This is a genomic window from Acinetobacter sp. 1125_18A (genome assembly GCF_052824985.1).
In genome coordinates, this window is record NZ_VTDG01000014.1 from 60,124 (window position 1) to 82,601 (window position 22,478).

The following is a 22,478-nucleotide window of genomic DNA, read 5'->3' on the forward strand; positions in this document are numbered from 1 at the left end:
GCAACCTTGTTATGAATAAATCATAAAAAATTGAGGGTTATGATATGTCACAGTTTTCATCGAATAATGGTCAAGCAATTCGATTTGCCTATTGGGTTCCCAATGTCAGTGGCGGCTTAGTGGTCAGTAATATTGAACAACGTACAGACTGGAGCTATGACTACAATGTACGTTTGGCACAAGCTGCCGAAAAAAGTGGTTTTGAATATGCCCTCACCCAAATTCGTTTTACCGCAGGTTATGGCGCTGAAAATCAACATGAATCTGTGAGTTTTAGTCATGCACTTTTAGCCAAGACTGAAAAATTAAAAGTAATTGCAGCAATTCTTCCGGGACCATGGAAACCTGTTTTAGCCGCAAAACAGTTGGCGACCATTGATTACCTGACCAATGGGCGTATTGCGATTAATGTCGTAAGTGGCTGGTTCCGTGGCGAGTTTGATGCCATTGGTGAGCCATGGCCTGAACATGATGAACGCTATGTTCGTTCTGAAGAATTTATTCGTACTTTAAAAGGTATTTGGACGACAGATAATTATAGTTTTGATGGTAAATATTATCAGTTTAAAGACTACACTTTAAAACCAAAGCCTTTGCAAAAACCCCATATTGAAGTATTCCAAGGTGGAAGTTCACGTGCTGCACGTGACATGGCTTCGCGTGTTTCAGATTGGTATTTCACCAATGGCAATACACCTGAGGAACTCAAAAAACAAATCGATGATATTCGTGAAAAAGCCAAGCTAAATAACCACTCAGTCAAAATCGGGGTCAATGCTTTTATCATTGCTCGTGACACTGAAGAAGAAGCAAAAGCGGTGTTGCAAGAGATTATTGACCAAGCCAATGTTGAAGCAGTCAATGCCTTTGGCGATGCAACCCGTGAAGCGGGCGCGGCATCTAAAGAAGGTGAAGGTAATTGGGCAAAATCAACATTTGAAGACTTGGTGCAATATAACGATGGCTTTAAAACCAATCTGATTGGTACACCGCAACAAATTGCTGAACGTATTGTTGCACTCAAAAATGTAGGCGTAGATCTGGTGTTATCTGGCTTTTTACATTTCATCGAAGAAGTTGAATATTTCGGTGAAAAGGTCTTGCCTTTGGTTCGTCAAATTGAAGAAGCGCAAAAAGATCAAATTACTGCAAAATCAGCTTAAGGCCTATCTCTTCATCGATGGTGCTGTGAAAACAACAATAAATAACTAAAACAGCTTTGCAGCTTTCCCTCTTGACTCGGCTTGAGGGATTTTTTTTAGAATAAATAAAAAGCATTTATAAAAAATAGAATCGTATAAATCAGTACAATTATCCTTACATACATTAGCCAACTTTTGTTTTATTGAATCATCGAGTGTATTTGTTCTATACATATACTCAACAACCGCAATCTTGGAAAAAATTTCTTTCAACCTTAAAATACGCCCTTTTTGTAGCATAGATGGAAAAAGTGGGCATGGTAGTTTTAAATAAAACAAAAACGATATTTTGCGTCCTCATCGGCAGTATGAGCTTGACGACCTATGTAAACGCCAATGAGATACCTGCAACGTCTATAAAGGTTGAAACTGCGATGAATACTGCATTTCAGCCATTAATGAAAACTTATGCAGTGCCCGGTATGGCAATAGGTGTTTTGTATAACGGGAAAAGTTATGAAAAATACTACGGCGTACAATCACTTGCGAATGCGAAAGCCGTAAATAAAAATACCCTTTTTGAACTAGGCTCAGTCAGTAAGATATTTACTGCAACAGCAGGCACTTATACAGAAAATTTAGGCAAAATTTCTCTTCAAGACCATCCTGGTAAATATATACCCGCATTAAAAAACTCAGACATTAATCAAGTCACACTCTTAGAATTGGCCACCTACACCAGTGGTAATCTTCCATTGCAATTTCCTGATCAAATAAAAACAGATGCGCAAACACTTCAATATTTTCAAGATTGGAAAGTCAAAAACCCGATTGGTCAATTTCGACAATATTCTAATCCAAGCATAGGGCTATTCGGTGAAGCGACCGCTAAAGCCATGAACATGCCTTTTAGCGCCTTATTAGAGCAAGTGATCTTCCCCAAACTAGAACTCCAACATACTTATGTCCAAGTTCCTAAAGCACAACAAGGCAACTATGCTTTTGGTTATGATCAAAATAATCACCCGCTTCGGGTCACTGCTGGCGCTTTTGATGCGCAAGCCTATGGGGTGAAATCTAGCCTACCTGACATGCTACATTTTTTAAATTTAAACTTAAATCCAGATCAAGCCAAAGCAGCGATTAAACCTGCAATTCTAGCAACACATACGGGTTACTTTAAAATGGGTGGTATGACCCAAGCCCTTGGCTGGGAATCGTTCAGCTACCCAGCTACATTAAACACACTATTAGAAAGCAATTCTGATCGGGTTGTGATGCAATCTAACCCTGTTGAAAAAACCCTCGTGAAGACTGGTTCAAGAGTCTTTCATAAAACTGGCTCTACCAATGGTTTTGGGACATATGTGATTTATATTCCACAAGAGAACTTTGGCTTGGTGATGTTAATGAATAAAAAAATTCCCAATGCTGAGCGAATTAAGGCAGCGTATGAAGTGCTCAATAGCTTAAAGCAAAAATCCAATCCTTGATGCTGAAACACGTCAGATCGGGCTAGGCTTTAGCTTTGTGCATTGTTAGATCATTCATGTTGTATCTATTGCAAGGCAACATAATTGTCGCTGTTGGTAGGGGGGTATAAGACCTACCCCTTATCCAACACAGATTTTTTTCAATCTAAGATAGGCAATACCAACTGCTAAAGCGCTAAGAATGAACTTTTATAAAATGTAATCGGTCGGCTTAGGTTCAAGCGTAAAAACTTGGATCGGGCACTTTTCCAGTCAATACCCATTCCCCTACTTCCTGATACTTATAATCAATCGGATCATGCAAGGTCTGAGTACGGACATTTCGCCAAAAACGATCTAAATTTAATTTGGCTGTTGTCGCTCTGGCACCCATCACTTGGAAAATATTCTGCGTTATAAACAGCGAGCTATTGGTTGCAGCAATTTTTGCAGTCGCAATAGCAATTGAGACTTCACCACGTTGTTCTGCTGTTAATTGCTCACCAATATTCCAAGCCGCTTGCAATGCTGCAATGGCTTTATCGGCAAGTAAACGTACACTTTCAAGCTGTACATAAAACTCAGCAAAATGCTTCTGGGTAAATGGATCATTCACCGCATTTTCAGCCAAAGACGTTGACCATGCTTTCTGACTTTGTATCGTTTGTCTCGCAAGGTCAAAGGCACCTTCAGCAACGCCTAGAAACAGATGCACAAAAATCAATTGTGCGATCAAAGGTCGTAAACTGGAGTAAGGTGTACTTAATGGTCCTGGATTTAACAATAACTCATCTTTGTGAATTTTGACCTGTTCAAAATGACTGGTTCCACTGTCCGTTTGACGCTGCCCCATATTATTCCAATCGCCTAAAAAACTGACCCCTTCTCGACGTGTTGGGATCACAGCTATCAGTAATTTTCCAGCATCATTAAAGCCCGAACAAAGCAGTATGTCTGAATCTATTGATCCTGAGCAAAAGCTTTTATCACCATGAAAAATAAAGTCGTTCTCAGTGAGTTGTTGTACCTTCGTGCGCTGATCTAAAGGGTTTAAAGTATTGCCCCAAAACAAGTTATTGCGGGCGGTGTGTTCAAACCATGACGAATATTGTTCAGGCTGAGCAAATAACTGCACAGTGGCGATTAGTAAATGATGAAAGCCATATACATGTGCTAAGGAACTATCGACTTGTGCAATATTTTGAATGGTCTGGAAAATTGTTTTCCAGTTTGCTCCTTGCCCGCCATATTGTTGTGGAATAGACAGTCCCAATAAGCCACTTTGCCGAATCAAATCCCGTTCCAGCTTCGGATTACCACCTGCTTTATCACGCTCAGCAGCAGTCTGCGCAAATTGTTCTGCCAATTGCTTTGCCGTTGCTAAAGCAGAAAGGTTTAACGCCTGTTGAGGTGCATTCATCATATTTACTCTTATTCCCAGTGCCTTGAGCTTATCAAATCAAGTAAGATTTCCTTATCTCAATGCCTGCATTACTTATTCTGTGGTTTGAAAATCAATAACAAAAAATACCGCTAGAATTTCTCTAACGGTATTCAACCTTTGGCTAGCAAAATCAAAAGGCTTCAATCACTAAGAATTGGCTTTAACCTCTGTAATCAACTGATCTACCACACCTGGATCAGCCAAAGTAGAAGTGTCACCTAAACTATCTAGCTCATTGGCAGCAATTTTTCTTAAAATGCGTCGCATGATTTTTCCAGAACGGGTTTTTGGCAAAGCAGGTGCCCAATAAATTGCATCAGGTGTTGCCACAGGTCCCAGCACTTTACGTACCCAACTGACCAATTCTTTACGTAATTCTTCAGTTTCAGCTTCACCCGCCTGCAAGGTCACATAAGCCGCTATGCCTTGCCCTTTAATCTCATGTGGCATACCAACAACTGCAGATTCAGCGACTTTTGCATGCGCAACCAAGGCACTTTCAATTTCAGCAGTGCCCAAACGGTGGCCCGAAACATTCAAGACATCATCTACACGGCCTGTAATCCAGTAATAACCATCTTTATCACGGCGCGCACCATCACCAGTAAAATAACTGCCCGGATAGGTCGAGAAATACGCTTCAATAAATCGCTCAGGATCGCCCCAAATGGTCCGCATTTGCCCCGGCCAAGAATTCTTAATAATCAAATTGCCTTCTGCTTCACCTTCAAGTTCTTGACCCTCAGCATCAACCAATGCTGGTTGTACGCCAAACAATGGACGAGTGGCCGAACCCGGTTTAAGTGGGGTTGCACCCGGCAGTGGAGAAATTAAAATACCGCCTGTTTCAGTTTGCCACCATGTATCCACAATTGGACAACGGCTTTCACCAACAACGGTATAGTACCAATTCCATGCTTCTGGATTAATCGGCTCACCCACGGTACCCAATAGACGTAAACTGCTACGGTCACTTTCACGCACAAAAGCATCACCCTCACGCATCATGGCGCGGATCGCTGTTGGTGCAGTATAGAGAATGGTAATGTTATGCTTATCTACAATATGCCCTGTGCGTGCCCATGTTGGATATTGTGGGATACCTTCGGACATGACGGTGGTTGTACCATTGGATAATGGTCCATAAAGCACATAAGAATGCCCCGTAATCCAACCCACATCTGCGGTACACCAGAACACATCATCTTGTTTAATATCAAAAACTTCACGGAAAGTTGAATTGACATAAGTTAAATAACCACCCGTAGTATGTAACACTCCTTTAGGCTTTCCTGTTGATCCAGACGTATATAAAATAAATAAAGGATCTTCGGCATTCATCGGTTCTGGCGGACAGATATCTGTGACCGTCATAATTTCCATGTGATACCACAGGTCACGCCCCTCCTGCATTGTTATTGGATGGCCTGTTCGATGCACCACAATCATTTTTTCAACGGAAGTTGTTCCATCCAGCGCCAATGCTGCATCTACATTCTCTTTTAAAGGAATCGTTTTACCACCACGCATACCTTGGTCAGCGGTAATCACCAATTTAGCTTGACTGTCGTCTATCCGACTTGCCAATGAGTCTGGAGAGAATCCACCAAATACCACACAATGCACCGCCCCTATTCGGGTACAGGCCAGCATGGCAATCGCCGCTTCAGGGATCATCGGCATATACAAAATGACTCGATCACCTTTCCCGATTCCATTTTTCTTTAAGACATTGGCAAAACGACACACTTCATCATGCAGCTCTTCAAAAGAAATGATTTTATGGCGAGATGGATGATCCCCCTCCCAAATAATTGCAGGTTTCAGTGGGTGTTCTTTTAAATGACGATCTAAACAGTTGGCACTGACATTCAGTTGCCCATCTGCAAACCATTCAATTTTAAAATTATCTTTGTCGTAGCTGGTATTTTTTACTTGAGTAAATGGCTTAATCCAGTCTAATTTCTTTGCAGCTTCTGCCCAAAACTCATCTGGATGCTCTACTGACTGTTGATAACGTTCAAAGTATTCTTGTTCATTGGTCCTTGCTGTTTTAACAAATTGTTCTGGAACTGGATAGACTTCATTCATATTCTGCTTCCTTGATTTGCCACCTCATCACGAGATGTATGCCTACGTTCTTGATTTTATTTGCTGCATGTGTTCAGTATTACGATAGCGCATTTCGGTTAACAATTGTGCTTTGGTCGTAGACACGGGGGTCACTTTAACCATCGGAAAATCTTAAGTCATTTGCCAAAATATTCGAATTTTCAATATCTATGGAGTTTTTTTGATCTTATAATTTGTAGTCAGAAGTGCATATGGTTTTTTTCAGAAAAAAACATTTCCTTACCGAACTCATTCAGCTGGACGCGATCATCATGCAAATACAAGAATCGTCGACTTTTTTTTCAAAGCATCAAGTATCACCAGTAGATTATCCCCTTTCCACTCAAGGCCGCTTTAATCGTTTGAGTTATATTGCTTGGTTTGGATTTTTGCATCTCATTTTTACCATTGCATTGCTTGCCCTCGGTCTAGTCTTTGGCATTGTGAATTTACATTCACTGCAATTCAGCCAACATGCGATAAATTCGATTTCAGGATTAGGACAGTTCACTTACCTCGCACTCAGCTGTCTTTATTTATATGGAATGATGGTTGTGATTATTCGCAGGCTGCATGATCGTAATAAATCTGGTTGGTTTATTCTGTTATTGCTGATTCCCATTGTGCAATTCTTGATGCTGCTGTATTTACTCCTTGCACGTGGTTGTAATCGCGCCAATCGTTTTGGTCACCCACGTCCATCGACTTTTATTGAAAAATTAATGGCTTGGCTCATGCTAATAGGCTTTATCATCAGCTTAGTTAGCTCTATAAGTGTGGTGTCATTTATGCTGGGGACTGGAGAAATTGAAAATCCAACAACAATCATTGAAAAAGGGACTAAATATTTTTAAGGATTATCAATCCTGGATGATGCCCAAACATGAGTTGAATATTGATTCACAAATATTATTTTTATTTGTCCGTCATAAGAAAAACTGTAATCAAAGCTTAACTTCTTTGAAATTTCAGGCAAAATATGCCAATTATTTTATTGGACATGATTGTGGCTGAAGAAGCAAATGCATTGAGTACCGTTGCGCAAGACACGACTCAATTGATCCATTCTGCAGGCGAAAAAACTGCACAAACAGTGATTCAACATACTGAAAAATATAAAGACGCATACTCAACCATCGACAAGTTTGTTGATGGTTTTTGGGAGCGTATGCCATATTTATGTATTGCGCTGATCGTCATCACTATTTTCTGGTTGTTGTCTAAGCTTTTTAAATTCTTTGTCCGTAGAACACTCGAAAACCGTACTTATACTCGCCAAAATTTAGTTCTGGTACTGAATCGTGTCGGCAGTACCGCAATTATCTTTTTTGGTTTCTTAATCGCCATGGTCATTGCAATTCCTGGCTTTACTCCTGCTCAACTGATGAGTGCTTTGGGGATTGGTTCGGTCGCGATTGGTTTTGCATTTAAAGATATTTTCCAAAATCTCCTTTCTGGAATTTTGATTCTTTTGGGTGAACCGTTCAAGATTGGTGATGACATCATTGTCAACAATATGGAAGGTACTGTCGAAGATATTCAAATTCGTGCAACTTTTTTACGTTCCCCTGATGGACGACGTATCGTGATTCCAAACGCAACTGTGTATACCAGTGCCGTGACGGTAAATACCGCTTACCAACGCCGTCGTTGTGAGTTTGTGGTTGGGATTGGTTATGAAGATGATGTACAGAAAGCCAAAGACATTATTCTTAAATTGCTTGATAAAGATCAACGTATTTTAAGCCAGCCGGGCTTTACTGTGAATGTTTCTGCTTTGGCGGATTTCTCTGTCAATTTAACCGTTCGTTGGTGGGTAGATACCACGCAAGTGGTTACTGCGGCTTCGATCAGTGAAATTCAAGAACGTGTGCTTGAAGCCTTTGCGGATAATAATATTTCGATTCCTTATCCTGTTCAGGAAGTCAAAGTCTACCGCGGTGATCCATCAGCGGATGACATCGAATCAGCTCGTGCTAAATAAGCGCCCCAATACATAAGGGATCGCGGTTTCAGTACGCAAAATACGGTTGCCTAAGCTCACTGCTTGGCAGCCGTTTTTTATCAGTAAATCCACCTCATAAGGTATAAAACCACCTTCGGGTCCAATAATCACAGTACATGAATGATCGATAGCAAATGGCATTTTCTGTTCAGTATATGGATGCGCCACATAAGCAGGATTTTGTGGCGTAATGAAGCTAGGTAAGACATCTTCAACAAAGGGTTTAAAGCGTTTGTAAAGTTCAATTTGAGGAGCGATGGTATCCCCCGCCTGTTCTAATCCCAAGGTAATGTAATGATCAATTTGCTGTAAAAAAGGGCTTTGCCAATAACTTTTATCAACGCGATAACTATGAATCAAAATTAATTTTTCTACCCCCAGTGTCACCGCATCCATAATTAAGCGGCGTAACACTTTGGGGCGTGGTAATGCCACAATTAAAGTTACGGGCAATTTTGCTGGAACAGGCTCTTCTTGAATCGGTCGAAGTAAAATCGTATGTTCTGAAATATCAACAATTTCAGTTAAATAACGACTGGCACCCCGAACGCCAACCTTAAGCGTATCTCCAACTTTGGCAGCAAGATGCGTGTGCAAATGTTCAACTTGCCTTTTTGAACTGATTGTCCAAGTTTCAGCTTGTGTTTGACGAGGATCAAGAAGGACGATGTTCATAAAAAATTCTGGTTCGTTTTACTTTTAGCTGATGGTGTTTATTCATCAACAATGTATAAATTATAAATACTGATCAATCACTGCAATATGTTTGTATAAAGAACCCTGATTACGCTTTAAAACATCAATCGCATGCTGGCTTAATTGCTGGGCAAAAGCTTGATCTTCCAAACAGCGCACCAATAACTGAACCACCTCATCAACAGTTTGCCCCACTTTTAAGGCATCTGCCTGTAAGAACTCATCCACAATGGCTTGAAAATTAAAATAATGCGGTCCAATCACGGTGGGTACATCTAAAACCATAGCTTCTAAAATATTATGTCCACCACCGGGTTCATTTAACGACCCACCAACAAAACATGCCTGACTCAATGCATACCACAGCCACATTTCACCCATACTGTCTGCCAAATAGACTTGGGTATTCGACTCGATTGCTTGCTCTAAGCTACGACGCTGTGTTGTTAAATTTAAACTTTGTGCAGCAGCAAAAACCTCATCAAAACGTTCAGGATGGCGCGGGACAACGATTAACAACCAATCTGGATATTGTTCTAAATAGGTTTTAAATGCGAGAAATAATTTTTCTTCTTCAGGTGCGTGTGTACTGGCGATGGTGATGATTTTTCGATTTGCTAAATTCCAGTCCTGCTGCAACTGTTGTGCTTTATGGATAAATTGTTCAGGTGCAGAAATATCAAATTTAATACTTCCAAGTACTTGTGTTTTATTTTGTGGTATACCTAGATCAATAAAGCGTTGCTGCGTTGCAACATCTTGCGCCAATAACTGATCTAATTTCTGTAGCATTGGACGGGTTAGGCTTGGAACTTTGGCATAGCCTTTGGCAGATTTTTCTGAAAGCCGTGCATTCACTAAAATACAAGGCACTTTAAACTGTTGAGCTAGGTCAATAAGATTTGGCCATAGTTCAGTTTCAACCAAAATCAGCAATTTGGGTTGGTATTTCTGATAAAAATCAGCAACTAAATAGCGCTGATCGGCAGGCAAAAATACCGCTTGAAATAATGCTTGATAAGGTGCTTTTAAGAATAACGATTTGGCACGTGCTTGACCTGTTTTTGTCGTATTGGTGACTAAAACAGCATGACCTGCTTTTAAATAATGTTCGATTAAAGGCTGAGCAGCATTGGTTTCTCCGACTGAAACACAATGAAACCAAATGGCATGCTGATTCTTTACATCTTGAAAGGGGCCAAAGCGCTCAAGACATTCTTGTTGGTATTCTGCGCTATCTTTCGCACGTTTTTTGATACGCCATTGATATAAAGGCTTAAAGATTTTAAGTGCTGTGTTATACCAAAAAGGAGTAGCCAAACAGAATGTCTCAATATAGATGAATGGGCAAATATAACAGAGCCATATTCAGTTGTTAATGAATAATATTTAACGATTTGTTGTCAGCATAGTAGTAGACCGCATGCTAGAGCAAATCTGATCCATCAACCAGCAACAACACTAGCAAAACTTGGCGTTACAGGGATGAAAAAACGCTTATTGGTTAAGAGATAGTGTTTTACGCCTTAACCAATGGCGATATCCATGCCATGTACAATAGATATGCCTTGTAAGAGTCAACGATGCAAAAAGAAAACTGGTTAAATTTATCTGAGTTGTGGATGTGAATGGGTATTCCATTCACATCCAGAGAAAATACAGTCTTCGTTTTATCCCAAAGCAGGATAATCAATATAGCCTTCCGCAGTTTGTGAACCAATCATATTTTCAAACACCAATTCATTTAAAGGTGCGTCTTGAATCAGACGTTCATACAAATCAGGATTGGCAATATAAGCCTTACCAAAAGACACCGCATCTGCTTGACCTGATGCCAAGAGTTTGATGGCATCTTCACGGCTTAAACGCATATTTGCAATATATGGCACACCATTTGAACGTCGCTTCATATATTCGCTGATACTGTCATCGGCTAAATATTCACGTGTAAAGAAGAACGCAATTTCACGTTTACCTAATTGTTCCAAGACATAACCAAAGGTTTCACGTGGATCAGCATCCCCCATATCATGCTCATCACCGCGAGGCGCTAAATGTATGCCCACACGGCCTGCGCCCCATACTTCAATTAAAGCATCCATCACTTCAAGTAAAAGACGTGCGCGGTTTTCAACAGAACCACCATATTCATCTTCACGGTGATTGGTTGAACTTTGTAAGAACTGATCAATCAGGTAGCCGTTGGCAGCATGTAATTCAACGCCATCAAAACCAGCCGCTTTGGCTTTAATTGCAGCCTGTTTAAACTGTTCGGTGATGGTATGAATTTCAGAGATTTCCAAAGAGCGTGGCACGACATAATCACGTTTTGGACGTAATAAGCTAACTTGTCCTGCTTGTTGTATTGCACTTGCAGATACAGGCGTTTCACCATCGAGTAAATCTGGATGTGAGACACGTCCCACATGCCATAACTGGGCCACAATCAAACCACCTTGATCATGAACCGCTTGGGTTACAGACTTCCAGCCCTCAACTTGTGCATCGGTAAATAGCCCTGGTGTATTTAAATAACCATTGGCTTGTTCTGAAATCACTGTTGCTTCAGAAATGATTAAACCCGCGCTGGCACGCTGTGCATAGTGCTCAGCCATGATTGCCGTGGGTACCCGATCAGCGGTAGCACGGCTACGGGTTAAAGGCGCCATCACGACACGATTTTTTAAATGTAAATCGCCAAGTACAAGGGGAGAGTTAAGTTCAGCCATATTTGCCTCATCACTCGCTTTCTGATTGAAATCAGGCGTTAAAGCGAGTTTTGTAGATAATCAATATATTGCTGAATTAAAGCTTCATTACGCGAGAAATATGACCATTGACCATATTTCTCGGCCTGAATTAATCCTGACTGTTGCAAAACAGACAAATGATTTGACATCGTAGATTGAGAGACCTTACCGAGCTTCTCGATATTCCCTGCACACACACCACGACCAAAGCCACCGCACTGCTCTTCCGACAAATATTGTTGTGGCTTCTTGAGCCATTCCAAAATCTGTCGGCGAGTCGGATTCGCTAATGCTTTAGAAATTAAATCAATATCCATCTTAGACACATTCAATTCAGAGCAAAGCTCCATTCAGCATCTTTGCACCCAATATATCGCATTTTTTCGATTTTAATATCGATTTTTTTAGATATATTGCAAAAATACGGATAAAGCTTTGCTTTTGTTAAAAATTTAAATTAAAGACCTTGTTTCAAGCTGGCTTCAATAAATTTATCTAGATCGCCATCCAATACTGCACCCGTGTTCGAGTTCTCAACACCAGTACGCAAATCTTTAATACGAGAGTCATCCAGTACATATGAACGAATCTGACTCCCCCAGCCAATATCCGATTTTGAATCTTCAAGTGCTTGAGCAGCTTCATTACGTTTACTCATTTCCAATTCGTACAATTTTGCACGTAATTGTTTCCAAGCATGATCACGGTTTGCATGTTGTGAACGTTGGTTCTGACATGCCACCACAATTCCAGTTGGTGCGTGAGTCAAACGTACTGCTGAGTCAGTTTTGTTAATATGCTGACCGCCTGCACCAGATGCACGATATGTATCTGTACGCACGTCAGCAGGATTAATATCAATTTCAATATTATCGTCCACTTCAGGTGATACAAATACTGCCGAGAATGAGGTATGACGGCGATTACCTGAGTCAAATGGTGACTTACGAACTAAACGGTGCACACCAGATTCGGTACGTAACCAACCATAAGCATACTCGCCTTCAACACGGATTGTTGCAGATTTAATCCCTGCAACATCACCATCTGATTCTTCCATCAATTCTGCTTTAAAGCCATGACGTTCGATCCAACGCATATACATACGTAATAGCATTGAAGCCCAATCTTGTGCTTCAGTACCGCCTGAACCAGCTTGAATTTCCACATAACATGGATTTGGGTCCATTGGATTACTAAACATACGACGGAATTCAAGTTTTGCTAACTCTTCTTCCGCTGCAGTCAATTCCGACTGAACATCTGCCAATAAGCTTTCATCATCTGCTTCAACAGCAAGATCAAGCATGGCTTGTGCATCATCAAGCTGTGTCGCCAAGCCTTCTAAAACGTTGATCACGTTTTCAAGCTCGCCTTTTTCTTTTGCCATCGCCTGAGCACGGCTTTGATCATTCCAGATCGCTGGATCTTCTAACTCGCGGAGAACCTCTTCTAAACGCTCTTTCTTTAGATCGTAGTCAAAGATACCCCCGTAGTGTTAGACCACGGTCATTTAAGTCTTTTAGCTGAACTAGATAAGGATTAATTTCCACGAGTTTTAATCTCACATTTGACGTCTTTTAATTCGCACGCATTCTACCACAGAGTGGAAAAAGTTGAGATATGGCATTTTTTAGACAACACAATTGACTACAGTGTAGTTTTTGTGAACAATGTTGTTGTTTTGTAACAAAACTCTGACCTTACAACACCACAAAAAAATTTAGGATACTTATGAAACAATCTCTTTTATTTTTCGCTTTAACCGCAATCAGCTGTTCTAGTTTTGCCTACAATGTGCAATTTGATGCTGGGTTTAGATCTTTTGATCATGATAACAATTACATTGATCAAGACTATCAAGCCGATATTAAAGGCAAATACTATTTTGATCCTGTACAAATCAAAAACAACCCATTGAATGAGGCAGCATTTTTAGGCCGTAATAGCAATGTCTATGGTGGTTACGATTATCGTACTATCGAAAGTCAGGACTACTTAACCTATGATCCTTTATCTACAAGCACATTTTATGAGCTTGCTCGAGCAAAAGATGAAAAAGATCTTCATTACTTTACAGGTGGCTTAGAATATTTTCATGAACAATTCTATCTCAATGGTGAGATTGGGCTTGGCATAGTCAAAATAAAAAGCAACATAGATTCAAATTATGGTTCAGTTCGTTATAAAAATGATTATAACGTCACCACTTATCGCGCATTGGTGGGCTATATGCCGATCAGCAATTTGCTCATTGCAGCAGGTGTCGATGGTTTCAGTGGTGATAAATATCTTGATGATGAAACGGATTTTGCCGCTAAAATTAAATATGTAATGCCAATTGGTCAAAATGGACATTATTTAAATCTTGAAGCGAATGGCGTGTTTGGCGATGAAAACAATGTTATCTTCGCTGCAGATTACTATTTGACCCGTGCTTTCAGTATCGGCAGTGCATATAGTTTAAAAGATGACGATGAAAGCAATAATAATTTCCTCTGGTTCCGTAGCAAATACTTTGTGAATGAAAATGTTGCTATTGGTGCCGAAGCAGGTTTTAGCAGTGGCATGAACCTTTTTAATGTGAATGGAACTTTCCGTTTTTAAGCACTTAGAAAGCCAAAAAACTTTGAGGCATTTCATTTCTGAAATGTCTTTTTTATTACAAATTATGTCCAACCCTTACTCAAAGCGTACCAATATCCACACTATCTACACAATTTTAATAAAACAACACATAAGTTTTATACATTTATTTTCAATAACTTAAATAAAAATTGTTACATAAACTCACCAATATTACATTCCGGTTACCATAGCATGGTTGACGATTTTTATATTTGCCCTAGACTCAAAATTGTAACTAAACATGTATAAATCAATCAATTCTTCATAGGGGCGAATTCCATGAAAAAATTAGCAATCGCATCTGCAATCTTTTCCGTAGCCGCTTTAACTGGCACTGCACATGCTTACCAAGCCGAAGTTGGTGGTTCATATACATATAATGATCCAGATAATTTTGATGCAACTCATAGCTTTGGTGTAGATGGTACTTATTATTTCAAACCAGTACAAACTCGTAATTCACCGCTTAATGAGGCTGCATTCTTAGATCGCGCAAGTAATGTAAAAGCCAATGTAAATTATGCCAAAAATGATGGTGTAAAAGACAGCCAATATGGTGCGGGTCTTGAATACTATGTACCTAACTCAGACTTCTATGTAAGTGGTCGTGTAGGTCGTGATGAACTTGAAGTTGATAACACCAACATCGACAATAAAGTAACGACTTATGGCGCTGAAGTGGGTTATTTACCAGCTCCTGGTTTATTACTTGCACTTGGTGTGACAGGTTATGATGTTAAAAATGGTGATGACGGCGCAGACCCAACTGTACGTGCTAAATATGTAACCAAAGTAGGTCAATATGATGCTAACTTTGAAGCATTTGGTGCATTTGGTGACTTGGATGAGTACAAAGTACGTGGTGACTTGTATTTAGATAAGACCTTAAGTGTAGGTGCTGACTACTACAACAATGATTTAACTGATCGTGATGAATGGGGTATTTCTGCGAAGAAATTCTTTAATCAAAACGTTAGCTTAGAAGGTCGTGTAGGTTTTGGTGATGACTACAACACTTACGGCGTTCGTGCTGGATACCGTTTCTAAGTTTAAATCTATTTAGCAATCGCTCTTTTGGAGCAACAAAAGCCAGTCAATTGACTGGCTTTTTTATATGTGTATGTATCATTAATTAAATACGTTTTATTAAATTTGTAGTAAATGTCAGAATATTAAAATTCTTTTAAACACTTCTAAAATTGTCTTCATCAAACCGATCTTGATCTATCTTATAAATATTAAAGCTTCTTTCAACCTGAACACCTAAACCAAATTCAATCATTAAAGAAGTCAATTTATCTCCATCAATTAAAACAATTCCCGATTTCTTTGCAGATTCAACAGCCTCCTTACTAAAATTTGAGGTTGTAATAAACACCCCTTTTTTGGCGACTTGATCTGCTAAAGCGCCTTTAAATTGTTGAATATCTGGTCGTCCAACAGTGTTTTTCCAACGTTTGGCTTGAATATAAATTTTATCTAGACCTAAACGATCTTCACTAATAATTCCATCAATCCCGCCGTCACTTGTTTTACCAATGGCTTGGGCCGCATCTTGATGTGAGCCGCCATAGCCCATAGCAACCAGTAAATCGACAACTAATCTTTCAAAAAAATATGGATTTTTTGTCTGAATCAAATTCAATAAATCATCTTTTAAATTGGTAAGTAGTATTTCATTAATTCTTTGTAATGATTCCTCAGGTGTTTCAATATCATCATTTTCTTCAATACAAATAATCTTTTCTTTATTCTGCCTTATTTTTGTTGGAACCTTGAACTCACGAAAACTTTCATAGCGCATTAAAAAATTATTATCTATTTTATCTAATATATTTAAATCTAATTTTTTCGCTTCTTCAGATAATTCACACATCCCCCAATCAGGCTGATTAACTAAGCCTGCTTTAACCAAATATGTTTTGGCCCATCCCACACGATCATAAAAAACTGTTCTTTTCCCACTCGGAATCATTTGATTTAATTCATCCGTAGTCAAATTTGATTGTTCTGCCAACAATTTACCAACTTGACTAATTTGGATCGCTTGCCCTTGCGTATTGAGGAGTTTCAATAGTGGTAGCATTAATTCCTGATGATTAGGCAAAGACATTCTATTTCTCTTAATATTTTTTGCTTTAAATAATTCAAGTATAAAAGAAAAAGAGCGCCTAAGCGCTCTTTTTAAAATAATGTATCGAATTCTACCGCGGGCACAGCTCTTGGCGTAAAATCAGCAAAATGCGTTGCATTTTGAAACCCTGCTGCCGCGGGCGCAGCTCTTGGCGTAATTCAGGCAAGAAGCTTCGCTTCTTGAAATCCCTGAATTACTCCCATTCAATTGTTGCTGGTGGTTTAGAAGAAACGTCATACACCACACGAGAAACATCTTTAATTTCATTCATGATACGTGTTGAGATTTTATCCACCAACTCATATGGAAGATGGGCAAAACGAGCTGTCATAAAGTCAACCGTTTCCACGGCACGAAGTGCAATGACCCATGCATAACGACGGCCATCACCCACGACACCCACCGATTTTACTGGTTGGAATACTGCAAATGCTTGTGCAGTTTTATCATACCAACCACTTGCACGAAGCTCTTGCATAAAGATGTCATCAGCAAGACGAAGAATATCAGCATATTCTTTTTTCACTTCACCCAAGATACGCACGCCCAAACCTGGACCAGGGAATGGATGACGATAAAGCATTTCATGTGGTAAACCTAAAGTTGTACCTAAACGACGCACTTCATCTTTAAATAAGTCACGAATTGGCTCAACCAATTCAAATGCTAAATCTTCAGGTAAACCACCCACGTTATGGTGTGATTTAATCACATGCGCTTTACCATTTTTAGTTGCCGCAGACTCAATCACGTCAGGGTAAATCGTACCTTGCGCAAGGAAGTTTACGCCATCAAGCTTACGCGCTTCTTCAGCAAAAACTTCGATAAATTCACGGCCAATGATTTTACGTTTTTTCTCAGGATCAACTTCGCCTGCAAGTGCAGATAAGAAACGTTCTTCTGCATCAGCACGAATCACACGGATCCCCATGTTTTTCGCAAACATGTCCATCACTTGCTCACCTTCGTTTAAACGAAGTAAGCCATTGTCTACGAATACACAGGTCAGCTGGTCACCGATTGCTTTATGCAACAATGCTGCAACTACAGATGAGTCAACACCACCTGAAAGACCTAAAAGAACTTTTTGATCACCAATTTGTTCACGTAATTGTTCAACACGTAAATCAATAATGTTTTCAGAATTCCAAAGATTACGGCAACCACAAATGCTGTGAACGAAGTTAGACAGTAATTCTGCACCTTTAGCAGTATGTGTCACTTCTGGGTGGAATTGCACCCCGTAGAAACGGCGCGTTTCATCACTCACTGCAGCAAATGGACAGCTTGGTGTGCTTGCAGTCACTTTAAAGCCTGCTGGAATCGCAGAAACTTTGTCACCGTGGCTCATCCAGACATTGAGTTTGTCATCACCATCATTTAAATCACCAAGCAATTGATCACGTACTAAAACGTCAACTGCTGCATAACCAAATTCATGTACAGTACCTGGCTCTACTTTACCGCCAAGTTGTTCTGACATGGTTTGCAGACCATAGCAGATCCCCAATACAGGTACACCCAAGTTGAATACAACTTCTGGCGCACGTGGACTACCTTCCTCATGCACACTTTCAGGACCACCAGACAAGATGATACCGTTCGGATTAAACGCGCGAATGTCTTCTTCAGACATATCAAAAGCATACATTTCAGAATATACACCAGCTTCACGTACACGGCGTGCAATAAGCTGGCTATATTGAGAACCGAAATCCAAGATAAGGATACGATCTTCAGTAATTTGAGTATTGGTAGTCATGAGTCAACAACTATGCAGGCAAACGAATATAAGCGCCATATTCTATCATTTTTATAAGCCATACGCACTCCATTCAATCAAGTTCCTTAGCTTTGTAAAAAATCATTTTAAATAATCAGCTTATAGGTTCATTTTGGCTTTAATGATGCTCATCAGTTCACTGGGGGTCATAGTTAAAACTGAATTGAATATTTTTAGATAGCATAAACCAATTGATCCATTTGAATAAGGCTAAATGAACACACAAAAAAGCCAGATACAGATCTGGCTTTTCAAAGCTTTATTTATCTTTAAATTATTTTTCTATTACATGATCAAGACTCAATTTCCCTGCACCATGCAACATCAAGAAAAACAAACCACCTGCCATTGCGAAGTTTTTCATAAAGTTAATTGCATCTGCTTCACCACCATGAAATAAGAATGCAGTAATCAAACTAAATACGCCCAAACCAAATGCTGCAAAGCGTGCCTGAAAACCAAATAGCAATGCCAGACCACCACCGAACTCAACCAGAATGGTTAAAGGTAACATGGCACCTGGTACACCCATTGATTCCATATAACCGACAGTTGCACTGTAAGCCGTGATTTTGCCCCAACCTGCAACAAGAAAGATATATGCCATAAGAATACGTGCAATCAATGCTATGCTCGCATTGGCGGTGGGTTGATTCACAATATTTTTAACAACAACATTTGGATTAAACATGGTGTGACCTAATTTGTATTTCGTTCTGAAGATGTATACATATTAATCACTAAACATTTCAAGTTAAATACTTAAAAACTAAACTCATCGTTGCAAATTAAGAACAATAATAAGTTTTAAAAAATTACTTTTTAATACTGACTTTCATAACTCACACTGCTAGGATTTGTGCACCAATTCGCATAGTTTCTGCCTTATGGATCTGATTGACTTTATTTTGCACGTAGACGAACACCTGTTTGAATTTATTAGAAATTATGGTATCTGGGTGTATGGAATTTTATTCCTGATTATTTTTGTTGAAACAGGTCTCGTGGTTATGCCATTCCTGCCTGGGGATAGCTTACTTTTTGCTGCCGGCGCTTTAGCTGCTTCGACGGGTGCAATGGATCCTGTGGTTTTAATCATTCTGCTATTTATTGCGGCAGTGCTCGGCGATACCCTTAATTATCATATCGGGAAATATGTCGGACCGCGTGTTTTTGAAATTGATTCTAAATTTATCAACAAACAACACTTGCTGAAAACATCACAGTTTTTTGAAAAACATGGTGGAAAAACTATTATCTTTGCCCGTTTTATCCCTTTTGCCCGCACTTTTGCACCATTTGTTGCGGGTGCAGGAAGCATGAATTATAAATATTTCTTAACCTATAATGCAGTCGGTGCAATTTGCTGGGTTGGCTCGTTTATTACCTTGGGTTATTTATTCGGGAATATGCCAATTGTGAAAGATAATTTCACCCATTTGGTTTTCGGTATCATTATTCTCAGCGTGTTACCTGGTGTGATTGGTTATATTCGTCATAAATTTTTTAATAAAAATAAAATGCCCAATAATCCATAAACAGCATATTTAAAGATGATAAAAAAGCCGATTTCTAAAATCGGCTTTTTTATGGGTAAAACCCGTTATTTTTTAACTTCCTGACGTTTAGGGACGTAAGGGCAGTTCTTAAATTGAGCCGCCTGAGACAAGGCATCTTGCTCACCATACAGTCGGGAAAGCTCAGTATTTTTGGTGTTTGAAGATTGTCCTAAGTTTACAGAAATACTTGGACCAATCCCCCAACCCCAGCCACCGCTGCCCCAACCACCACCAACACCTAATCCAACACCCACGCCTGTACGTTTCGCAGGTTGTACACCATTATTAATGTATTGTTGAATACGATTAAACTCTGTCGTCAATTGCAAACAGTTCATCGCCTGATACTGCGTAGGCGACACATAAGTGGGTTTAACCGTCGTCGTACAAGCAGATACGACAAGCGCCGTTAAGGCAACGACTGATAATTTAACAGAAGTCATTTTCAATGATTTCATCACGATCTCGAAATTATTTTTTATCAATCTCATTGAACAATGATTGATAGGCTTGAGTCAATTTATGATCTGTAGCCAAATGAATTAATGGCAGATTTTTATGATGCGATTCTTTCATTAATACAGAAGGTGGCAACATATTTTCTAAAACTGGCAGACCTTCATCTTTAAGCTGTTGTACCACTTCACGCGGTAATTTTGCCTGAGCTTGATATTGATTGACTACAATCCCTTCGATTTCAAGTCGATCATTATGATCATCTTGAGTTTCTATGACATTTTGAATAAGCGTCTGTAATGCACGTTTTGAAAATACATCACAATCAAACGGAATCAGAACACGATCCGCTGAGATGAGTGCCGATAAGGTAAAAAAGTTAAATGCTGGCGGTGTATCAATATAAATACGCTCATATTGACTGGTTAAGGTCTGAATCGCATCACGTAACTTATAAATTTTATGTTTTGATTCTAACGCATGTTCTAACTCGCCTAAGCTCGGGCTGGCGGGTAATACATCCAAATCTTTAAAAGGTGAACGATGAATATATTGCTCAAAACCTTTATTTTTTGTTTTTAAAAGGCTACCAATAGCATTGCCAATCAATCCTTTTTGTTGATGATTCCCAAGTACGTCATTAAAAAAGTTTTCAATATTCGGCTCTAATGCAGTTTTTTCAGCAGAATAGGTGGCGTCATCACCCAAAAGATATTGGCTAGAGTTTGCTTGAGGATCTAAATCAATCACCAATGTTTTAAAACCTTGATACGCACTAATCGCAGCAAGATTCACCGTAATACTTGATTTTCCTACACCGCCTTTTTGGTTAAATACCACACGAGTTAGCATACAAGTTCCCTAAGCTATCATTATTTTTAAACTTGTATCTAGTTTAACCTAGACGCTATACAAGTGTGAAATTCATGTCTAACAATCAACTAAAAACTGGTTTAAGCACCACCAAAACTAAAGTTGCAAGCAAAGCAATTCCGCCAATCACTAAACCTGCTCTACGTTGTGTTAAAAGAACGGTATCATCCTTTTTATAGGCTTTTATTTGTGAGGAAAGGAAAACCATAAACAAAATAATTTTCGCATAGAACCAAGGCTGCACTTTAAACTCATTCATAATCAATAAAGTTAGCCCTGTAAATATAACCACCGTGAGGGAAAGATGTTGCAAGGCAACAAAAGCTACCCGCCCTTTAGGATTCGGTTGCTGGTTGTGTGTTCCAATAAATAATGTTGAAGCGCGTAAAACAAAAACCAGAATTAATAACCCAACACTGGTCATGTGAATGATTTTAATCAGTAAATGTGTATCCATTTTAATTACTCTGCACTTTATACTTTAGGTGCATGAGCGCAGTCTGGACTTGCTGGGGCTTGACCTTGCCACTCACTTGGAAGATAAGCATGGATCGCTAAGGCATGAATTTTTCCAGGGCTGAGTAAGGCTTTGGCTTCTGCGTACACTTTTTGGTGGCGTTGTACCAAACGTAACCCTGCAAATTGTTCACTGACAATGATCACTTTAAAATGCGACTCTTTTCCAGGAAAATACCCGCCATGACCAGCAGACTCATTGATCACTTCTAAATGTGATGGCTCAAGTTGATTTAAACTTTCAATCAATTGTTGTTCTAAACTCATGCTGATTCCTTAGAGATCGATCAATGGGTGAATGACATAGTATAGCGGATTCTTTGAGCATCGCTGTGTGTTCAGCAAAGCTTTTGCTGTTCGATTTGATTTTTTTAAATTAAATTTTGAAGTTTTTTCATAAAAATGTCTTTATTTTATGCAATTAGTGTTTTCCTTTGCAGAAAAATCTTGACCCTACCATCTGTTGATGTATTATACACCGCATGCGGGAATAGCTCAGTTGGTAGAGCATAACCTTGCCAAGGTTGGGGTCGGGAGTTCGAGTCTCCTTTCCCGCTCAAATTTTTTTATTCAGTTTTTTATTTAAAAAATTGGACAGACTCCGCGGGAATAGCTCAGTTGGTAGAGCATAACCTTGCCAAGGTTGGGGTCGGGAGTTCGAGTCTCCTTTCCCGCTCCAAAATTTTTTTATTCAGTTTTTTATTTAAAAAATTGGACAGACTCCGCGGGAATAGCTCAGTTGGTAGAGCATAACCTTGCCAAGGTTGGGGTCGGGAGTTCGAGTCTCCTTTCCCGCTCCAAATTTAAAAAGCCCTGATCGAAAGATTAGGGCTTTTTTTTGCATTATTGGTTTATAAATCATCAGCATATACTTACACACTTTATGCTGTATTCACTCAATCAGCATG

Annotated in this window: 21 protein-coding genes and 3 tRNA genes; 10 read left to right on the top strand and 14 right to left on the bottom strand. The window is 39.5% G+C overall.

From position 1 onward, the window contains the following. The first annotated feature begins 44 nt into the window (after nt 1–44). Entirely contained in the window at nt 45–1,163 is a 1,119-nt protein-coding gene (gene sfnG / locus FY049_RS18760; protein ID WP_004723462.1) for a dimethylsulfone monooxygenase SfnG, read from the top strand. A gap of 347 nt (nt 1,164–1,510) precedes the next feature. Further along, nucleotides 1,511–2,635, top strand: a complete 1,125-nt coding sequence (gene ampC / locus FY049_RS18765; RefSeq protein ID WP_419338469.1) for a class C beta-lactamase — start codon at nt 1,511–1,513, stop codon at nt 2,633–2,635. A gap of 217 nt (nt 2,636–2,852) precedes the next feature. On the opposite strand, the gene FY049_RS18770 is transcribed toward ampC, so the two are convergent. Together FY049_RS18770 and acs are read right to left on the bottom strand one after the other, a co-directional pair. Beyond that, nucleotides 2,853–4,037, bottom strand: coding sequence for an acyl-CoA dehydrogenase family protein (locus FY049_RS18770; protein ID WP_446084164.1), 1,185 nt, complete (start codon nt 4,035–4,037; stop codon nt 2,853–2,855). 168 nt (nt 4,038–4,205) lie between these two features. After that, the gene (acs, locus tag FY049_RS18775; RefSeq protein WP_234624175.1) at nt 4,206–6,149 is read right to left on the bottom strand and encodes an acetate--CoA ligase; all 1,944 of its coding nucleotides are present in this window, start codon (nt 6,147–6,149) and stop codon (nt 4,206–4,208) included. 293 nt (nt 6,150–6,442) lie between these two features. Here acs and FY049_RS18780 point away from each other — a divergent pair, with 293 nt between their 5' ends. Beyond that, nucleotides 6,443–7,024 (top strand): DUF805 domain-containing protein, encoded by a 582-nt coding sequence (locus FY049_RS18780; RefSeq protein WP_105714210.1) that lies wholly within the window; start codon nt 6,443–6,445, stop codon nt 7,022–7,024. A 146-nt stretch (nt 7,025–7,170) separates the two neighbouring features. Further along, nucleotides 7,171–8,154: a mechanosensitive ion channel family protein gene (locus tag FY049_RS18785; protein ID WP_373868811.1), complete on the top strand. Its 984-nt coding sequence runs from the start codon at nt 7,171–7,173 to the stop codon at nt 8,152–8,154. Here FY049_RS18785 and FY049_RS18790 read toward each other — a convergent pair. From FY049_RS18790 to prfB, 5 genes are all read right to left on the bottom strand, one after another. Further along, nucleotides 8,137–8,850: a 16S rRNA (uracil(1498)-N(3))-methyltransferase gene (locus tag FY049_RS18790; protein WP_056518309.1), complete on the bottom strand. Its 714-nt coding sequence runs from the start codon at nt 8,848–8,850 to the stop codon at nt 8,137–8,139. The genes FY049_RS18785 and FY049_RS18790 overlap by 18 nt on opposite strands. A gap of 60 nt (nt 8,851–8,910) precedes the next feature. After that, nucleotides 8,911–10,191: a 3-deoxy-D-manno-octulosonic acid transferase gene (locus FY049_RS18795; RefSeq protein WP_446084165.1), complete on the bottom strand. Its 1,281-nt coding sequence runs from the start codon at nt 10,189–10,191 to the stop codon at nt 8,911–8,913. Nucleotides 10,192–10,541: 350 nt separating this feature from the next. After that, entirely contained in the window at nt 10,542–11,600 is a 1,059-nt protein-coding gene (locus FY049_RS18800) for an alkene reductase (RefSeq protein ID WP_446084166.1), read from the bottom strand. Between the two features lie 38 nt (nt 11,601–11,638). Further along, the gene (locus FY049_RS18805) at nt 11,639–11,938 is read right to left on the bottom strand and encodes an ArsR/SmtB family transcription factor (RefSeq protein ID WP_016539735.1); all 300 of its coding nucleotides are present in this window, start codon (nt 11,936–11,938) and stop codon (nt 11,639–11,641) included. A 140-nt stretch (nt 11,939–12,078) separates the two neighbouring features. Further along, nucleotides 12,079–13,174, bottom strand: a protein-coding gene (prfB, locus tag FY049_RS18810; RefSeq protein WP_096735380.1) for a peptide chain release factor 2 whose coding sequence is annotated in 2 segments (ribosomal slippage) — nt 12,079–13,101 and nt 13,103–13,174 — 1,095 coding nt in all. Because the reading frame shifts where the segments join, the coding sequence is not laid out codon by codon here. Between the two features lie 175 nt (nt 13,175–13,349). Between prfB and FY049_RS18815 the strand changes: the two genes are divergently transcribed. Continuing rightward, nucleotides 13,350–14,228: a putative porin gene (locus tag FY049_RS18815; RefSeq protein ID WP_324099801.1), complete on the top strand. Its 879-nt coding sequence runs from the start codon at nt 13,350–13,352 to the stop codon at nt 14,226–14,228. 300 nt (nt 14,229–14,528) lie between these two features. Further along, complete coding sequence (locus FY049_RS18820; RefSeq protein ID WP_004723476.1) at nt 14,529–15,296, top strand: putative porin; 768 nt, start codon at nt 14,529–14,531, stop codon at nt 15,294–15,296. A gap of 136 nt (nt 15,297–15,432) precedes the next feature. Here FY049_RS18820 and FY049_RS18825 read toward each other — a convergent pair whose 3' ends face one another. The 3 genes from FY049_RS18825 to FY049_RS18835 all read right to left on the bottom strand — a co-directional run bounded on the left by FY049_RS18825 (nt 15,433) and on the right by FY049_RS18835 (nt 18,857). Beyond that, on the bottom strand, nt 15,433–16,362 hold the full coding sequence (locus FY049_RS18825) for a restriction endonuclease (RefSeq protein ID WP_446084167.1): 930 nt from the start codon (nt 16,360–16,362) through the stop codon (nt 15,433–15,435). Nucleotides 16,363–16,576: 214 nt separating this feature from the next. Beyond that, entirely contained in the window at nt 16,577–18,145 is a 1,569-nt protein-coding gene (gene guaA, locus FY049_RS18830) for a glutamine-hydrolyzing GMP synthase (RefSeq protein ID WP_004823655.1), read from the bottom strand. 295 nt (nt 18,146–18,440) lie between these two features. Further along, nucleotides 18,441–18,857 (bottom strand): DoxX family protein, encoded by a 417-nt coding sequence (locus FY049_RS18835; protein WP_056518302.1) that lies wholly within the window; start codon nt 18,855–18,857, stop codon nt 18,441–18,443. 196 nt (nt 18,858–19,053) lie between these two features. Between FY049_RS18835 and FY049_RS18840 the strand changes: the two genes are divergently transcribed. Further along, entirely contained in the window at nt 19,054–19,704 is a 651-nt protein-coding gene (locus FY049_RS18840; protein ID WP_056518300.1) for a DedA family protein, read from the top strand. Between the two features lie 65 nt (nt 19,705–19,769). Here the strand turns inward: FY049_RS18840 and FY049_RS18845 are convergent, their stop codons facing one another. The 4 genes from FY049_RS18845 to FY049_RS18860 all read right to left on the bottom strand — a co-directional run bounded on the left by FY049_RS18845 (nt 19,770) and on the right by FY049_RS18860 (nt 21,837). After that, nucleotides 19,770–20,183, bottom strand: a complete 414-nt coding sequence (locus FY049_RS18845) for a hypothetical protein (protein WP_004823650.1) — start codon at nt 20,181–20,183, stop codon at nt 19,770–19,772. 13 nt (nt 20,184–20,196) lie between these two features. Continuing rightward, the gene (locus tag FY049_RS18850) at nt 20,197–21,033 is read right to left on the bottom strand and encodes a ParA family protein (protein ID WP_004723483.1); all 837 of its coding nucleotides are present in this window, start codon (nt 21,031–21,033) and stop codon (nt 20,197–20,199) included. An 85-nt stretch (nt 21,034–21,118) separates the two neighbouring features. Then, nucleotides 21,119–21,511, bottom strand: a complete 393-nt coding sequence (locus tag FY049_RS18855; protein WP_004723485.1) for a SirB2 family protein — start codon at nt 21,509–21,511, stop codon at nt 21,119–21,121. A 17-nt stretch (nt 21,512–21,528) separates the two neighbouring features. After that, nucleotides 21,529–21,837 carry a BolA family protein gene (locus FY049_RS18860; protein ID WP_004723487.1) on the bottom strand — a complete coding sequence of 103 codons (309 nt, stop codon included), beginning with the start codon at nt 21,835–21,837 and terminating at the stop codon, nt 21,529–21,531. Between the two features lie 217 nt (nt 21,838–22,054). Here FY049_RS18860 and FY049_RS18865 point away from each other — a divergent pair. The 3 genes from FY049_RS18865 (at nt 22,055) to FY049_RS18875 (ending at nt 22,370) form a co-directional block, all read left to right on the top strand. Continuing rightward, nucleotides 22,055–22,127 (top strand) — tRNA-Gly (locus FY049_RS18865). Nucleotides 22,128–22,173: 46 nt separating this feature from the next. Continuing rightward, nucleotides 22,174–22,249, top strand: a tRNA-Gly gene (locus FY049_RS18870). A 45-nt stretch (nt 22,250–22,294) separates the two neighbouring features. Next, nucleotides 22,295–22,370 (top strand) — tRNA-Gly (locus tag FY049_RS18875). Nucleotides 22,371–22,478: the final 108 nt, after the last annotated feature.

Bases quoted from the DNA above. Each gene is read 5' to 3' on its own strand.
- sfnG (WP_004723462.1), top strand. From the start codon at position 45: ATGTCACAGTTTTCATCGAATAATGGTCAAGCAATTCGATTTGCCTAT.
- ampC (WP_419338469.1), top strand. From the start codon at position 1,511: ATGAGCTTGACGACCTATGTAAACGCCAATGAGATACCTGCAACGTCT.
- FY049_RS18770 (WP_446084164.1), bottom strand. From the start codon at position 4,037: ATGATGAATGCACCTCAACAGGCGTTAAACCTTTCTGCTTTAGCAACG.
- acs (WP_234624175.1), bottom strand. From the start codon at position 6,149: ATGAATGAAGTCTATCCAGTTCCAGAACAATTTGTTAAAACAGCAAGG.
- FY049_RS18780 (WP_105714210.1), top strand. From the start codon at position 6,443: ATGCAAATACAAGAATCGTCGACTTTTTTTTCAAAGCATCAAGTATCA.
- FY049_RS18785 (WP_373868811.1), top strand. From the start codon at position 7,171: ATGATTGTGGCTGAAGAAGCAAATGCATTGAGTACCGTTGCGCAAGAC.
- FY049_RS18790 (WP_056518309.1), bottom strand. From the start codon at position 8,850: ATGAACATCGTCCTTCTTGATCCTCGTCAAACACAAGCTGAAACTTGG.
- FY049_RS18800 (WP_446084166.1), bottom strand. From the start codon at position 11,600: ATGGCTGAACTTAACTCTCCCCTTGTACTTGGCGATTTACATTTAAAA.
- FY049_RS18805 (WP_016539735.1), bottom strand. From the start codon at position 11,938: ATGGATATTGATTTAATTTCTAAAGCATTAGCGAATCCGACTCGCCGA.
- FY049_RS18820 (WP_004723476.1), top strand. From the start codon at position 14,529: ATGAAAAAATTAGCAATCGCATCTGCAATCTTTTCCGTAGCCGCTTTA.
- FY049_RS18825 (WP_446084167.1), bottom strand. From the start codon at position 16,362: ATGTCTTTGCCTAATCATCAGGAATTAATGCTACCACTATTGAAACTC.
- guaA (WP_004823655.1), bottom strand. From the start codon at position 18,145: ATGACTACCAATACTCAAATTACTGAAGATCGTATCCTTATCTTGGAT.
- FY049_RS18835 (WP_056518302.1), bottom strand. From the start codon at position 18,857: ATGTTTAATCCAAATGTTGTTGTTAAAAATATTGTGAATCAACCCACC.
- FY049_RS18840 (WP_056518300.1), top strand. From the start codon at position 19,054: ATGGATCTGATTGACTTTATTTTGCACGTAGACGAACACCTGTTTGAA.
- FY049_RS18845 (WP_004823650.1), bottom strand. From the start codon at position 20,183: ATGAAATCATTGAAAATGACTTCTGTTAAATTATCAGTCGTTGCCTTA.
- FY049_RS18850 (WP_004723483.1), bottom strand. From the start codon at position 21,033: ATGCTAACTCGTGTGGTATTTAACCAAAAAGGCGGTGTAGGAAAATCA.
- FY049_RS18855 (WP_004723485.1), bottom strand. From the start codon at position 21,511: ATGGATACACATTTACTGATTAAAATCATTCACATGACCAGTGTTGGG.
- FY049_RS18860 (WP_004723487.1), bottom strand. From the start codon at position 21,837: ATGAGTTTAGAACAACAATTGATTGAAAGTTTAAATCAACTTGAGCCA.